Annotated in this window: 15 protein-coding genes; 2 read left to right on the top strand and 13 right to left on the bottom strand. The window is 61.8% G+C overall.

What is annotated here, in order from left to right; translation table 11 throughout:
• Positions 1-123 precede the first annotated feature (123 nt).
• The 8 genes from cas2e to cas3 are packed head-to-tail and all read right to left on the bottom strand — an operon-like array spanning position 124 to position 8551.
• Positions 124-420: a type I-E CRISPR-associated endoribonuclease Cas2e gene (cas2e, locus tag RBR52_RS14855; RefSeq protein ID WP_320378052.1), complete on the bottom strand. Its 297-nt coding sequence runs from the start codon at positions 418-420 to the stop codon at positions 124-126.
• On the bottom strand, positions 401-1321 hold the full coding sequence (gene cas1e, locus RBR52_RS14850) for a type I-E CRISPR-associated endonuclease Cas1e (protein WP_320378051.1): 921 nt from the start codon (positions 1319-1321) through the stop codon (positions 401-403). The genes cas2e and cas1e overlap by 20 nt, the downstream gene beginning before the upstream one ends.
• Before the next feature lie 19 nt (positions 1322-1340).
• Entirely contained in the window at positions 1341-1964 is a 624-nt protein-coding gene (cas6e, locus tag RBR52_RS14845) for a type I-E CRISPR-associated protein Cas6/Cse3/CasE (RefSeq protein WP_320378050.1), read from the bottom strand.
• Positions 1955-2641, bottom strand: a complete 687-nt coding sequence (cas5e, locus tag RBR52_RS14840) for a type I-E CRISPR-associated protein Cas5/CasD (RefSeq protein ID WP_320378049.1) — start codon at positions 2639-2641, stop codon at positions 1955-1957. Before cas5e ends, cas6e begins: the two co-directional genes overlap by 10 nt.
• Positions 2642-2645: 4 nt before the next feature.
• Positions 2646-3905 carry a type I-E CRISPR-associated protein Cas7/Cse4/CasC gene (gene cas7e, locus RBR52_RS14835; protein ID WP_320378048.1) on the bottom strand — a complete coding sequence of 420 codons (1260 nt, stop codon included), beginning with the start codon at positions 3903-3905 and terminating at the stop codon, positions 2646-2648.
• A complete protein-coding gene (gene casB, locus RBR52_RS14830; RefSeq protein WP_320378047.1) occupies positions 3905-4363 on the bottom strand; it encodes a type I-E CRISPR-associated protein Cse2/CasB in 459 nt (152 codons plus the stop codon). Before casB ends, cas7e begins: the two co-directional genes overlap by 1 nt.
• Entirely contained in the window at positions 4360-5952 is a 1593-nt protein-coding gene (gene casA, locus RBR52_RS14825) for a type I-E CRISPR-associated protein Cse1/CasA (protein WP_320378046.1), read from the bottom strand. Before casA ends, casB begins: the two co-directional genes overlap by 4 nt.
• Complete coding sequence (gene cas3, locus RBR52_RS14820) at positions 5885-8551, bottom strand: CRISPR-associated helicase/endonuclease Cas3 (RefSeq protein WP_320378045.1); 2667 nt, start codon at positions 8549-8551, stop codon at positions 5885-5887. Before cas3 ends, casA begins: the two co-directional genes overlap by 68 nt.
• Before the next feature lie 117 nt (positions 8552-8668).
• Between cas3 and RBR52_RS14815 the strand changes: the two genes are divergently transcribed.
• A complete protein-coding gene (locus tag RBR52_RS14815) occupies positions 8669-8806 on the top strand; it encodes a hypothetical protein (protein WP_320378044.1) in 138 nt (45 codons plus the stop codon).
• Between the two features lie 64 nt (positions 8807-8870).
• On the opposite strand, the gene RBR52_RS14810 is transcribed toward RBR52_RS14815, so the two are convergent.
• Entirely contained in the window at positions 8871-9974 is a 1104-nt protein-coding gene (locus tag RBR52_RS14810) for a J domain-containing protein (RefSeq protein ID WP_320378043.1), read from the bottom strand.
• 166 nt (positions 9975-10140) lie between these two features.
• Between RBR52_RS14810 and RBR52_RS14805 the strand changes: the two genes are divergently transcribed.
• Entirely contained in the window at positions 10141-10353 is a 213-nt protein-coding gene (locus tag RBR52_RS14805) for a hypothetical protein (RefSeq protein WP_320378042.1), read from the top strand.
• A 260-nt stretch (positions 10354-10613) separates the two neighbouring features.
• On the opposite strand, the gene RBR52_RS14800 is transcribed toward RBR52_RS14805, so the two are convergent.
• From RBR52_RS14800 to RBR52_RS14785, 4 genes are all read right to left on the bottom strand, one after another.
• Positions 10614-10811, bottom strand: coding sequence for a hypothetical protein (locus tag RBR52_RS14800; RefSeq protein ID WP_320378041.1), 198 nt, complete (start codon positions 10809-10811; stop codon positions 10614-10616).
• Positions 10812-11175: 364 nt separating this feature from the next.
• Positions 11176-11769, bottom strand: a complete 594-nt coding sequence (locus tag RBR52_RS14795; RefSeq protein ID WP_320378040.1) for a hypothetical protein — start codon at positions 11767-11769, stop codon at positions 11176-11178.
• Positions 11770-11911: 142 nt separating this feature from the next.
• Positions 11912-12370 (bottom strand): hypothetical protein, encoded by a 459-nt coding sequence (locus tag RBR52_RS14790; RefSeq protein ID WP_320378039.1) that lies wholly within the window; start codon positions 12368-12370, stop codon positions 11912-11914.
• Positions 12371-12587: 217 nt separating this feature from the next.
• Positions 12588-14498, bottom strand: a complete 1911-nt coding sequence (locus RBR52_RS14785) for a DUF927 domain-containing protein (protein WP_320378038.1) — start codon at positions 14496-14498, stop codon at positions 12588-12590.
• Positions 14499-14645: the final 147 nt, after the last annotated feature.

Genomic DNA, 14645 nt, shown 5'->3' with positions numbered 1-14645 from the left:
TCGGTTCATCCCCGCGCGAGCGGGGAACACACTTCTTCCAACTTGTTGATCTACCAAATAAAATCAACTACGCCCGATGTTACCGATTTTTTCCCACATTTTTCGGTCCAAAAATCCAGGTTGTTAAAGAGCATTCTCATCTGGTGGCGGCAGAAAACTCACGAGTTTCGCGCCGTCAAGTTCAACGGGCGTGCGTCGATTCTGCCCCAGGGTGATGAAGTCGAATCCTGCCTCATTGCCCACGCGCCAGGCCATGACGGCATTGCCCTCGCCAATGCCCGCTTCGACTTGACCCCAAATGTATTCGCGCACTTTGGCCGAGTAATTGCCAACATACACGCCCGCGCGGATTTCCAGTAGCCAGATGGCGAGCCGTCCGCGCAGCCTTGGCGGGGCGTTTTCAAGCACGATGACCAACATCGCCTATGGATTCCGGGTTGGGTATGGCGGGGCCGATTTGTTCTTCGAAGCGTTCAGGCGGGTCGATTTCGCCTGCGGCGAGCATGTCTTCAATGCCAGGGATGATTTTCTCCAGCAGCCTCGATTCGCGGAACACATCACGACAGGCGATTCGTACTTGTTGCTCCGGGTTGGCCGGGCGGCGTGCGGCAATGCGAAAGGCAAGTGGCACGACGGTGTCGAATTTGTACACGTCGGCCACGTCGTAAACAAAGGACAATGGCTTTCCGGTGTGAATGAAACCGATGGCGGGTGCGTATCCCGCAGCCAGCACTGCCGCTTCGGTCACGCCGTAAAGGCATGCCGTGGCTGCAGACAGGCAGCGATTGGGCAGGTCGCTTCTGTCCCAGTCGTCGGTGTCGTAGTTGCGCGCTTTCCATTCGACGCCGTATTTCGCAGCGATGCGTTTGTAAGTTTCGCGTACGCGCGCGCCTTCGATGCCCCGCAATTGCTCGACCGAGCGCCGCTGCGGCGGTTCTTCGCCAAAGCGAAGTGCGTACATCTTGCGCACGATCTTCAGCCGCAGCGCATCATCCAGTGCAAGGCGCGCCTGATAAAGCAACTTGTCAGAGCGAGCGCCACCTGGCTGCCCGGCGGAATAGAGGCGCACGCCTGCTTCGCCGATCCAAACCAGCAGTGTGCCGACACGTGAGGACAAAGCGCAGGCAGCGTGCGAGACACGGGTGCCTGGCTCCAGCATCAGGCAGGCAACCCCGCCGACGGGGATGTGGGTGCGCACACCATTCTTATCGACGACGACGAAGGCGCCGTCCAGCACGTCGAGGTGGCCGCGCTCGATGTACAGGATCGACAGGCGCTCCTTGATCGGGATGGGTTTGAGCGTAGGCAGAGCTTGATCCATTGCAAGTCTTTCGGCGTTTTTATGCCCTGCGCACCAGCAGCAAGCCACAGCCGAAGGCCTTGGCGTGGCCGATTCCGTTTTCCAGCAAACCGACCAGACGCGCGGGATCATTCACTCTCAGCACGCCTTCGAAGGTGCACGTCACCAGTTTTCCGGCGCGTCTGTCCTTGCGGAAATATAGCGGGGCGTGCGGCAGGATGTTGGTATTTTCGAACGTGGCCGCAGCGCCCAGCTTGCGCGCCAGCCAGTCACGTTGGTCTTCTTCCTTGATGAGCGGCACGCGGCATTTTTCCGAGTGCTTGCCGGGTTTGGCGGCGCATTCGGCGTCGGTGATGGTCTTGACCGGGTTGGCCGTGAGCAGAAAGGCCAATCGCTGACCAACGCTGGGTGTTGGCTGAATCTCGCGGCTGCCGTGCAACAGTATCCCCTCTGCGCGCACCGGCACGCGGCGGGACTGCACTAGCAAACGAGCGGGTCGCCCGATGCGACGCTCTTCAATGCGGAACAGGAAACCCTGTCTTTCCTGCTCGCCGCTCTGGCGGGTTTCGCGTGCTTCACCGGGGAACAGCCGCCACACTTGCCGATGAATGTCGTAAGGATTGCGCACGGCTTCCCAGGGGATTTCGACGCGGCTTATGAACATGGCGCCTCCTTGTTCTTATGCAGGTACACGAGCCGCGTGCCGAACTGGCGCTTGATGCCGTGCAGGGGCACATCGCGTATCCGGGTTTCGAGTCCAGCAGGTCCGCCCTTGTGCTCGCTGTAGATCAAAACGCCGCTGCCGCTGGATTTATGCAGCGCCTCCACGCCATTTGCCGCTTCGATTTCGCCGTCGAACATGGGCCGGGCCGGCGGGCAGGCGCGCCGGCCCAGTGTCGGCGTGTAGAGCGGGCGACGCAGCGCGGCGGCGATCACGTCCAGCGTGTAGGCCGCGTCGGGCTTCGCCCCTACAGCCACGCTGAACGCGGCGTCGAACAGATATTCGCGGCGCGACACCACGGGGAATTTGTTGGCTTTGCCGTCCACCTTGCGAGCGTCCATCACGGTATGGAAATCCGGCAGTTTTACCCCCGGTTTTTTCATCGGCAGCTCGCGGTCGAACCGTGCGACAGCGGTATCGACGCGTACGCTGAATTCCACACTGGCCGCGAGCGCCGCTTGGCCCGCGTGGTCGTCGCGATCGATGCCGAGGCAAGCCGCCAGCAAACCCAGCAGGCCGCTGCGCGTGGGGTAGAGGTTGGAGGGCCGGAAATCCTCGTAGGTATGCGTGCCCCACGCCTGCATCGGCCCGTCCAGCCGCAGGATCAGATAGCGCGGCATGGCCTCAGTCCTGCCCGCCGCAGGCGACCCAGTCTTCCAGCTCCGCCAGCGTGGTGGCGGGCTTGCCGTTCAGTTCCACATCGCCCTGCACGGCGAACGCGTGCGCGGTTTCGTCGAGCCCGTAAGCGGCATTGATGCGTGCCCAGTATTCCGCCAACGCACTGATCGACGGCTTGAGAAAACCGCCGTTGCGATCGCGCTGGACCGGCGACTCGAAGGCATTGGCGAGCGAAATCGGCTGGTCAGCAAAACTCGCGATGACAAAATCGGCCAAGTTGTGCGCAGCGAACGACTGCTGCTTAGCCGACGGCACCACGGTCGCCAGCAAATGCAACACGTGGCGGGCAATGCTAAGCGCCTGCTTGCGTGATTCGGCAGTTTCCTCGCTCTTCATGTCGGCGATCAGGCCCAGATTCACCTGCAACTGTTTGAGGTTGAGGCTGGCGTAGCGGTAGAACACGCCGGACGAAAACTGCTGGGTATCCAGATGCCCCGCGCCGGTTTCGCCCGCGTCGCTGGTCAGATCGTCCACGGCGGTGAACCAGTCCACGTCCTGCGGCTCGACTGCGTGGGTGGTGATGGCGTGGGCGAAGGCCATTGCGCCGTCGACCGAGGTCATCAGACCGGAAGTCGCCATGCGCCCGGAGAGTGCGATATCGACAGTTTTGCCGATAGCTTGGCGAACCAGGTCGATTTTGTCTTTCACAGCCTTGATGCGCTTTTTAGTCAAAGCCTCATCGAGCAATTCCTGCTCGGTTTTTTTCTTTTGGCCTTTTTGTTTTGCCACGGCGGACTTTGCCTTGGTGATTTCTTCCTCGGTCAAAGAGACTTCTTTGACGATGCCGCACAACACGCGAATTTCATCAACAGACCAAGGGGCGACAGCAAGTTTCTTTGGTGCGGTGTCACTCACTGCTGCTTCATTCGTTTCGTCTGAGTCTTCGGCTTCTTCGTCCGACGATTTTGCGCGGACAAACAATTCCATCGTCTTGGCGATTAGTGCAGGTTCAAACTCGCCTTGTAGTTGCTCGGTAAAAATCGGTATCAGCTTTTCCAAATCCCGCGTACGTATTGACGAGGCACCGAGCGATTCGGCGTAGTACGCACTGGTGCGCATCGCGCGTTTCAAAGACTGGCTGGAAATTCGCACTCTGTTGACGCCGCCGAACACTGCTGTCTTCTGCATGTTTTGATCGTCGCGATTCAGGCACGACGGAGTGTGCGAAATCAGGACGTGAAAATTGATGAAGTTTTTGATGGACATTATTCAGCTCCTTTGGCGGGGGAAAATTTGGCGAGGTAGTAGTCTTTGACGAGTTGGCGCTTGGTCGTGTCGTTCCAATTCCAGAGCATCCAGCACAACAGATTCCAATCCAGCGCGGTATCGAGTTGTTTCAACAGGCGTCGCAGATATTCGATGTCGGTCGGCGAGTTGCTGCGCGCAACCTGCAAGACTCGCGCTTCAGAAATATTCCTGGCGGCAAGCTGCGCCCCCAAGGATTTCGCGTTGGCTGAATGACGCGCGTATGGCAGTAGATAGGCGATGCGATAATGGGGCTCCCCGGTACCCAGGCCGGGGAACAAGCGATACAGTGCGGGCAGCAATTCCATGTCGTCTGGTTTTGCGGCATGGCGCAAAGCAGCCCGGTCGCCGTTGTTCAATATTTTTTCAAACTGTACTTTACGTAGCCAACCGCAATCGAATGGCATGCCTATGCTCATTGGTTGTCCTCCTTCAGTTTTTTGAGCTCGATATTAAGGCCGCGCTCGGTCCAGGCGATGATCGGAATCAAGTCTGGATTGGCCATATATGGATCTGTCAACTCCTTGAAAATGTCACGACAGTGGTCGGTGACTTGTTGCGTATAGGCGCGGCGCGCTTCTCCCCATTCCTTAAAAGTCGCGTCGTTGGAAAGAGTCTGATGAATGAGGCCTTCGGTGCGAGCGAAAAAGAGTTTTTCGGAGGTTTCATGCACTGCTGCGCCTAGCCCTTTCATCTCCAGCTTTACGCCGGTTTTTTTGACCTTAATTTTTTTCCCTTTGGAGGCGTCCCTAAGTTTTTCATACAGAGTTTTTTTTGCCTCTTTGCCGATCTCTACCAGCTTGGTCAATCGTGCTTCTCTGTCCCAACCCGGTGCCAGACCAATCAATTCGTGACGGCGCTCCAGCACCGAGGCTTGCTTGGTGCGATAACCGCCGACAAGGATGTTTAACTTTTCGTCTCTGGCTATCGCAGCGAACTGGTTGATCGGCCCAGCAGGCGTCGAACCCTCTTTGGCGTCCTTGTCGTTCACTCCGCGCGGGATGACGAATTCGCTCAACTGCGTCCACGCCGGCGCGGTGGTGGTGAAGCTGGCGAAGCGTTGCTCCAGCACACCCTTTTTCAGCGTCATGGTCATCGCGCCATGCGGGTGCGGCCACACGCCTTCGACCGTGAAATTGAACTTCTCCTTGAGAAACCCGCTGTAGCCCGCCGTCGCTTCGCCACCCAGCACGTCGCAGGTGCGGGTTTGCTCGGACTTGACCAGCTCGACGTGCGCGGGCTGCCAGAACAGGCCGCGCATGAGGCCGATCTGGTTCCAGTGGATGGTCGATTTCTCGGCGATGGGCGCGACCCAGGTCGGGCGATCCTGCGCCGGGCCGGGCGCGTCGATTTGCCGTTCCGTCACGCGCGGGCGCGTCAGCACGTTGCGCCAGACCATGCGCCGCAAATCGCGGTCGAACACCAGCGTGGTGATCGGCGCGCCACCGCGCAGGCTGCCCTTGAACCCGCCGCCGAAGCTGGGGCAATTGCTGGCCTGATTGAACAGGGCAATTGCCGCGACTGGCCCGCCAAGGTGTCTGACTTCGCCCGCTTCGTTGAAAAACGCGTGGTTGTTGCCTTCCGGCAGGCCGATGAGCAGTTTCTGGATCGGCGTGGTTTCCGCCGCCTTGACGCCGCGCGTCTGCATGAAGGGCTGGGTGGGGTGGTCGAGATCGAACCAATCGGCAAAAGACGCAATGCCTGCGTCGAATTCGGCTGGCGTGAGCGATTCGGCCAGTCGCCGCCGCAGGTCGGTATCGTCGTTCGGCAGGAACATCACCTGCGTCATGCATACCAGCAGTTGCAGGCAAGCCAGTTCCAAGTCATCGCGCGGCAGGCTGATTTGCCAGTGCTGGCCGGGCTCGCACAGCAGATCGCGGTAGGTCAGAAGCTGGAATGCGCCCGAGCCGTGGTCGGCACGGACGGGAATCCACGGGTCTTCAAGCAGGTTCATGGCGGCGTTTCTCCATCCCGAAGTCTTTTGAATACGTAAATTGGCCGTCGCCACTGTGCCACACGCCGGGGGCGGTTTCGGCTGTGACGAGTTGCCACACGCCCGCCAACGGGCCGTCGGTTTCCTTGCGGCAATCGTGCAGACGCTTTGCCCAGCTTGCCGGGCAGGGGACGACGTTGAGATTCAGTTGTTCGGCCAGATCGCGCTCGGCGATGGCCTCGATCCGCTGGCCGTCGAGCAGGCACCCGTCGGCAGTCAACGGCAAAACGGAGAGGCTCATTTCGCCGTCGCGGGTCAAGCTGGTGATGCGTCCGTCTTCGTCGCGGAAACTGGCCACGGTCATGCTGGTCAGTTGCCGGGCGTCCTTTTCTCGGCGTACTTGTTCGGCGCTGAATTTGGTGAAATCGCAGGCGATTCTCTCTGGCTCGTCGGGCCAGTCATCGCGCTGGTAAACCTGCTCAATCCAATCGCGGTACGCCTCGGGAAAAACCAGCGTGTCGTCGCGATTCAAGAGCACGTCGGTGCGCCACAGCACGCGGGCGTTGCCGTAGATGAGTTCGAACACGCCGTAGTCGTCGCGCTCGACCGTGAGCACGGTGCAGCGCGGGGCTTTGAAGCCTGGCGGACGCCATTCGCGCTGATGCCGGTGCAGTCGCCCGAGGCGCTGGAACAGCAAGTCCACCGGACAGATTTGCGTGATCAGCCAGTCGAAATCGAGATCGAGGCTTTGTTCGACGACCTGGGTGGCGACCAGAATTCGGCCCGTGCCGCGTGGGGCGTCGCGTCCGTAGTGCTTGAGCACGGCGGCTTCCTTGTTTTGCCGGTCGGCGAAGCGGTAACGGGCGTGGAAGAGGTCCACTTCGATTTCCGGCTTGTCGCCGACGAGTTCACGAAATTCGCGCGCCAGCCGCTGGGCGTCGTCCACGAGATTGACAACGACGGCGACGAGTGCACCGTTCCGGGCGGCGGCGACGATGCGCGCACGCAAGTCGTCGTCCGGGTAGGCGGCGGGCAGGCGCAGGCATTCGACGCAGACTTCGCGGCGCGGCGGGCGGTGTTCGTCGCCCACGGTCAGCGGCGTGACCAGGCCGCCCGTGGCGTGCCAGAGCGCGGGATAGGGCGCGTTCGCTGCATCGTCGGCGGCCTTGCTGTCCCACGCCGCCAGCAGTTTTTCGCGCAGGCTTGTGGACAGCGTGGCCGAAAGCAGGACGGCGCTGCCGCCACAGGCGTGCTGGTTTTTCAGAACTTCGCCGAGCAGCCCGTACATGTAAGCGTCGTAGGCGTGGACTTCGTCGACGATCAGCACGGACTTGTTCAGCCCGAAACCGCGAACGAATTTGTGCCGCACCGGCAGCACCGAGAGCAGCACCTGATCGACGGTGCAGACGCCAATTTGCCCAAGGAAGACTTTTTTTCTACTGCTGGCGAGCCAGGCGGCGCATTGCACGCTGGCCTCGATATTGCCTTGCCGGGTGCGGCGCTGGCCGCGTTCGACGAGCCGCTGGAAGCCGGCGTTGAAGTCGCGCTTGCCGTGCGCGAGCACCACGTTCGCTTCGCCGTAGACCTTGGCGGCGAAGGCTTGCACGCGCTCGAACATGGCGTTGGCCGTGGCCTGCGTCGGCAGCGCGAAGACGATGCTGTCGGCCGCGCCCGCCTCGATCAGCCGCCAGGCGTGGGCGAGCGCGGCTTCGGTCTTGCCGCTGCCGGTCGGCGCTTCGATGAGCGTCAGGCCGGCGCTGGCGGGCAAGCCGTCGATCAGGGTTTGAATGCCGCGCGGTGCTTCGGTTGGGGCGAGCAATGCGGAAAAGCCGATATAAGGCTGCGCGGCGGCGAGCAGGCCGTAGCGCGTGAGCATCCAGCTGGATTCGATGTGGGCGAGCCGTTCGCGCAGGTAGTCCGCTAGCGTCTGATTCGGTGCGCGGTAGGAGAATTCGTCGGTGTTTGAGCCCAGCCAGTCGCAGATCGCACAGAAACCGGCGAGCAGCGCGCGAGCCGGGAGCGAACAGGGAGGCGGCAAGTTTTGCAGGCTGAGGCCGACGGGCTGGAGGAACAGGGTTTCGAAAGCGGCAGCCAGCGCGTGGCGGGAGGCTCGGTCGTGTTCGATCAGCGTGTCGTCGGCTTCGATGCCTTTCAGACCTTCGTAACCGGGCTTCGGAAAATCGCCGTGATGTCCGGTCACAGCGGCCAGCCAGTTCTCCCAGCGCGACCAGATGGGTAGCTCGATTGCATCGTCGAGCTTACCCAGCCAGCATTGGTATTCCAGTTTTGCCCACGCAATCCCGGCGTGTCCGTGGTCGAACGCGCTGATTTCCTGCGACGAGATTTCATGGTCGTCGCCTTGTGCGACGACCCGCCACGCCGCCGCCAGCGCGTCCGGCGCCTTGAGTTGAAAGCGGATGTCCGCCTTGCCCAGATCGTGCAGCGCGACAAAAAACAGCACCCAGGCGCGCAGGTGGTGTTCCGCAGTATCAGGAAACGCGGCCAGAAATCGCCCGCGCAGCGCGGGACAGGCGTGCCACCAGGCGGTAGCGACCGCTGCCACATCCAGACTGTGATACGCCAATGGATGCCATTTCGGTTCACCCGGATAGGCAGGGTCGGCCTTCCCCCAATATCTGGATATGAGTGAGAGATCATCAGGCGTTGCTTGCATGCCTGCCTTTATATCAATCAGCCCTCAGGCTGAATTCCCGGGCCGCCGCCAACCTTCATCCATACTGCCTTCCCGTCTCATCCAGCAGCTTTTTGACGGTTGTTCTCCATTTGGCAAGTGCCGCAGCACGCTACCCGCACCGCAACCGCCCGGGCTTCAGCGCGCTGGTGCTGCTTCCGTCTGCTGGATCGCCTGCCCGAGGGCAGGGTGCTCGACGAAAAGCAGATCGAAGCGCTGCCTTATGAACTCGGATAGCTGCATTTCAAGGGGCATGGGGGGAGGGGCATTTTGACCCGGAGTCCGGCCTGTTCGGGTGTGTTCATCGACGGCGGCGGCGCGGACTGAGTTCCTCGGCGAGGAAGTCTTCGAACGCGGCCAAGGCCTCATCCCAGTTTTCCTCGACCAGTGCCTGGCTGGCGCGCTCTTGCTCGCGCAGCCAGGACTTCATGAAGCGGACCTCGGTTTTGCGCGCCAGCACCGACTTCAGCTCATCCTCGGCCATCTCCAGCGCGTCCAGTTCTTGTTCGATCAGGGCGTCGATCGCGCGCGGATCGAGCTTGCCGGTGGATGCGGCCAAGGGCATGCCCATGCGCAGATCCTGCTCGATCAGGGCGATCTCCTGCTCCAGGTCGGCAAGCTGGGCCTTGAGCGCCCGCACATAGTCCTTGATCTGCGCGTCGCCCAGCGACGAAAGCTGGGCGGCGTCGACCAGGTCGATTTCGAGCTGCAGCCCGAGCAGGGCAAGGAGGTCGCCGTTCTGGTGCGCCGTATTGGCGCGCTGGAGCAAGGCGGTCTTGCGCGCGCGCTCTGCGGGATCGGGCTCGCGGTCGGGGTGCAGCGCGCTGGCGAGTTTGCGGTAAATGGCGCGCAGCGAGGGGGCCTGGGCGTCCCGCGGCCGCTTCTGCGTCTCGGGTTCAAATCGTTGGTGAGTTCCGGCGCTGTCGTCAGCCTCGGCGTCGAAGGCATCGGCCTCGGGCGACTCGGCTCCACGGGCATCGGCTTGACCGAAATCGTCGAAGCCAAACAGATCGTCCATCCGCGACTCAGCTTCCTCACGCTGCGGCTCGCGTTGCCGACGGAGGACGGCCTGCACGTCCGCATCGGCCTGAAGGCTCAGGCAGGCAGGCCCGAGCACCTCGATCATGGCGCGCAGGCGCCTGCGGTCGGTCTTGTTGTAGCGCGAATCGGACTGCATGGCGTCGAGCGCGAGCAAGAGTTCCTTGCGCATCGCGTTGAGGTCGCGCATCTTCGGGTCGATCTGCGCCGCCTGTGCCTGCGCCGCGCGCTGCATCGCGGCGTGCCATTGCTCCAGACGCTTGCGGGCGCGGTCGATCTTGCCGACCAGGGTGTTGAAAGATTTTTGCGGTTTGCTCAGCGGCTTGCCGCAGGCAGGGGGCTGGAGGGTGATGGCGGGGACGGACATGGGCTCGATCGTTCCAAGGCTGGGCGGCGCGGGTGGGGCAGGCGCCGGGAGGCTCTTCCGCGGCGGCGGCCGGCGCTGGCCACGAAGCAAGCACCGCCAAGCACCGCGGTCGGCAGGTCGGTGATCATCTTACCCAATGGGCCTGGTGCATCGCTCGGCGCCGAGGATGGAGAACCTGTTCATCGCCTGGCCGCACCCGTTGACGGCGGCTGATTGTGATGACGATCGGCCGAGGCACGAGCAGCATGCCGTCGCCTGGAATGATCAAAGCACCGAAAAATGGAAACGGCCCGCAATCCGGGCCGCTTCCTTCGATGGATTGGTGGGTTGTGACAGGCTCGAACTGTCGACCTACGGATTAAGAGTTCTCGAATTGTGAAAAGTGGCAAAACACTACAACACGAAAACACAGATAAATCAGATACTTATCGCTATGCTCGTTTTGTGCCGTGTTGTGGATAACTGCCATTTTTTGCCCCTGAGTGCCCCAGAAGTGCCCCAGAGAAACGGCAGTTATCAACAGTCCTATGGTACTGGTCGATGCTCATTCAGCGCCTAGGCCGGGCGAATACGGTCAACGCTGCGCTGTGCGGCGGGCGGCGCAGGGGATGAATTCAGTTCGCATGATGCGCTCCTCCATCATGCCAGCGCGCCGGGTTCGTCGAGGCCGCTGTCATCACAATCTTCGGCGGCGTCCCACGACTGCGCTGCTGCAATTTGAAGGATGCGCAGGGCGCGGCCTATGCCTTCTTCCTCATGCGCCTCGATCAGCGCCTGTGCGCCCTCGATCAGGCTGGCCACGTCTTCAAAGCGCCGTTGCGTTTCGAGCATGTTCATGTCATTGCTTCCCTAGGTTGTGATGCCCGCCGGGGCCGGGCGGGCGCGGCAGAAACTCTTTCGCGCGCTGAATTCCAGAGAAAAGTGGCAGGCCAGGCAGGGCAATGTGTAGAGGATAGAGATAGAGAATTGTCCTCAATGTCCTCACTTTGTCCTCACTTTGTCCTCAGTTCTCAAAAACCGCACAAACCCAGCATTCATGCGGCTTGCAGCGGTTTTTTCGATTTGTCCTCAGTGTCCTCAGTCTTTTTTTGCGCGCCGGGCCGATTTAGGCCACGCTCGCCAGCCTGACGATGCGCTTCTTGGTCGGCGGGTTGTACGAAAAAAACCCGGTGTGCGCCGGGTTTCTCTCATGCGGTGAAGCTCAGCGGTGAAAAAACCGACTGCCCTCACGCAAGGGCTGCGCTCTCGCCTGCGCTTTCGTTTGAAGTCGGATCACCTGGTTCATGTCGGAGGCGGCACGATAAGGAATTTCGCCACGCAACAGCGTCTCCAGTTCTTCAGCGGTTTGGGCGTCGAGGTGCGCCCATGATCGATCACCGGTGCGCTCGCTCACATGCCAGCCCTTGGCGGCCTCGGCCTCGGTCAGCGCCAGCCCAGCGCGGTGAACTTCGAGCAGGTTGAGCATGGCGTTTTCCAACGCCTCACGAGCCTGCAGGAAATCCGGCTGCCGCAATCGTTCTGCGGTGGCGCGCTCGATGACGTTCTGCAAGCGACTATTGATTGCGCCCAGCGCTCTTTCCAGCAGGCTGATCTCGGCGGTCAGCCTGGCGTGCTCGCCTTGCAGCCGGGCGAGCACGCTGGCCTGTGCCGGGGCTGCCGCGCTGGTGTCGCCAGCCAGGAAGCGCTTTGCGCGGGTCAGCAAGTCGTCCTCTTGGCGCGGCTGCTCTGAGGTGTGAGCACTCATTCTGCTCACACACATCTGATGCTCGCTGCGCGCGGCGTCGAGGCGCTGCATGATGGCGTCGCGCTGGTCGAGCAGTTCACGTACAGCGGGATGCTCTGCGCAGCGATCCGGGAATTTGGGCTGTTCGGCAGTTTCGATAACTTTAAGGTTTGATTTCATGGCTTTGGACTGCGATTTAGGTTGAAAAAGGTGTTTAATACCCCCCCCTCAAAAACTCTGCGCCGCAAAAATCTGGCTGGGCGCACGGTCTTGAGGGGAGAGCTTCAAACTTTTGATGCCCCCCGGCCCGGCGTCTTGCCAGGCTGGCGAGCACGTCGAAGGGCAGCTTCTTGCTGGACAACAACATGAAGGCGTGCTCCCTCGCGGCAGCGGGGCTGGTGTTGCTGGCGCGTAGCTGGTTCAGGTGACTGCGCACCAGCGCCTGCGGCGCAGAGGTCGGAATCCAGGGGTTTCCCGGCTGGTGTCTTTGGAGAAACTTCATAGCTTGATCTCGGTTCATCGCGTGCTCCAGATGGCGGGTGAAGGTGCCCGGCAAACGGCCCGCCGCCGCTTTTTCGGGGGTAAGAATTGAGGTCTGCGCCGCCTGAACTTTCGGCTTCCTGCATAAAAAAAGTGAGGACACTGAGGACAAGCGGAAAAACGCTTCTAACATGTTGATATGAAAAGGTTTTTCTGTCCTCAGTCGGACTGAGGACAAATCGAAAAAAGGTGAGGACACTGAGGACAAATCTGTCCGCCGACGTGCGCAGAAGAAAAAGCGCCGTGCCTGTGTTGTTGCTGGATCGGGGTTTTCTCTCGCCCTTTGCGGCGCGAAAAAAGCTCCACCGCGCGCCCCGCCGCGCCCGGCGCATCGTCCTGTCGGCTGGGGTTCAATCGTCCACATCTTCAAAAATCGACGGCTTGATGCAATACACCGTCGCCTTGCCCAGACCGGGCAGGCGCGGCCTGCAATCGAAGGGCCGCCCCTTATCAGGTGCCAGGTGTCCGGCATCTCGCAGCACCCGCAAAACCGCCTTCACGTCGAACCCGGCGCAGACCTCGGTCTTGAAGGTTTCGGGCAAGACGTAGTAAGTCCAGCTCTCCACGTCGCCAGCGGCATCCTTGGCGGCCTTGCGAAACCCGGCGCGGCTCAGGGTGCGGGGTGCATGGTCATCATCGGCGCGGTTCCAGTCGGTGAACCGGCCCTCACCATGCAGCTCTAGGAAGCGCCGCACTTGCGCCAGCATCTGCCGATCTTCGCTATTGCCCAGGCCGCCGCGCGTCGCCAGCCAGTCTTGAAAGCAGCGGCGCGCGGCGCGTTCGGCCTCGCCTGCTGGCCAGCCGGTCAAGCCTGCGGTGGTGGCGAGTTCACCGGCTGCGCCCACCACGGCGAAGCGCCGTGCAACGCGGTGCACTTGTCCACTTGCGGCCTCGGGAACCCATTCGAGAATCAGCCGGTCGAGCGCGCTACGCATGTGCTCACGTAGGGCATCGGCCCGGCTGACGATGTGCTCCAGGAAAGCGCGGGCGGCGTTTCCGTGATAGACGTTTGCCGCTTTTCCCAGATACTGCGCCAGGGCTTGCGGGCTGTCCTTGTCATGCAGGCGCTCGAACACGCCCATGTTCAGCCCGGCATCGGCGGGCAGATCGACTAGGCGCAGTTCCTGCCCAGCGCGGGCGGTCTTGTTCACCGAAGCCATGTGCTGCGCAATGCCGACTTCCCCGGCGCTCAGCAACATCAGCAGCCAGGTCAAACGCGGGCGCGGTTGCCCGGTGCGGCTGGCGCGCGCCTTGCCGGTGCCATTGCTCAGCATGTAGGCGCATTCGCCCACCTCGCGGGCGTCGATCTGCGCGATTTCGTCAAGAATCAGCGTGCGGTCGCAGTGCGCCGCCGCCGTGCCTTCGATGGCGTTCGAAGTGCTGCGCCAGTTCTGCGCGTAGTTCGCCGGGCCATAGACGCTTGCGGCCAAGCGCAGGGCCGTGCTCTTGCCGCTGCTGCTCGCGCCCACTAGGTGAAACCCGCCGCCGCCTTCGCCGGAATGCCGCAACACCATGCCCGCAAAAGCGGCGCTGATGGCGAATGTCAGGCGGGAATTGCCCACCGCATACGACGCCACGCGGCTGCGCCATTGGTCAAGCGTGCCGCGCTGGCGCAAGGTGTTTTCGGTGGCGACTTCAGCCTGAAAAATCAGGCGTTCGCAAGCCTGCCCGATCACATCGTCCGGCAGAACGTACACCCCGCCGGGGTGCCAGCCGACACGATCCACGCAGCGCGCCAGGGCTTCGGGTTGCCGGGTCTGCACATAAGTCGCCAATAACTGCCGGGCGCGGGTTGCCGTGCTGATGCGAAGCCCCAAAGAAAGCAGCACGCCCCGAAACTCTGCGCCGTCTCCTGCAAGCATTTTTGCGGGCGCGGCCCAGGTGCGATGGTTGCCACCGGGGTCGGAAAACTCCAGCAAATAACCCCATTCTCGGCTGTCCGCATCGCGGGTCTGCGCGGTCACTTCGAGTTTGCTGCACACCCATAGCGGGGGCTTGGGGCGGCCGTCTTGATCCACTTCTGTAAACCACACGCCACGGTCGTCGATGGTGAAGCGGTCATGCTTAGGGCCGGAAGATTTGCGGCTTTGCGTCTTGGCTTCGGCGGGCGGTTCTGGCTGCGCTGCGGGCTGCGCTTGCGCCTGCTCGATCACACCTTCAATGCGCGCCTTCACGGCCTCCAGCCCGCCGCTTGCGGCCCAATCGTTGAAGTCCACATTCTGGCCTTCGGGCGCATCGGGCCAGGCCACAAACCCGCCCACGGCGCGCGCCGCAGCTTCGGCTGCGTATTTCAGCCCATCGTGGACGGCATTTCAGGCTGATCGTGGACGGGATTTCAGCGTGATCGTGGACGGCGTTTCAGTCTGATCGTGGACGCTGTTTCAGCGTCATCGTGGACGATTGGGGGT

Source organism: Thiomonas sp., assembly GCF_034007205.1.
In the GTDB taxonomy this organism is placed as follows: domain Bacteria; phylum Pseudomonadota; class Gammaproteobacteria; order Burkholderiales; family Burkholderiaceae_C; genus Thiomonas.
Note: the sequence above shows the minus strand (reverse complement) of the source record. Positions and strands in the feature narration are given on the sequence as shown.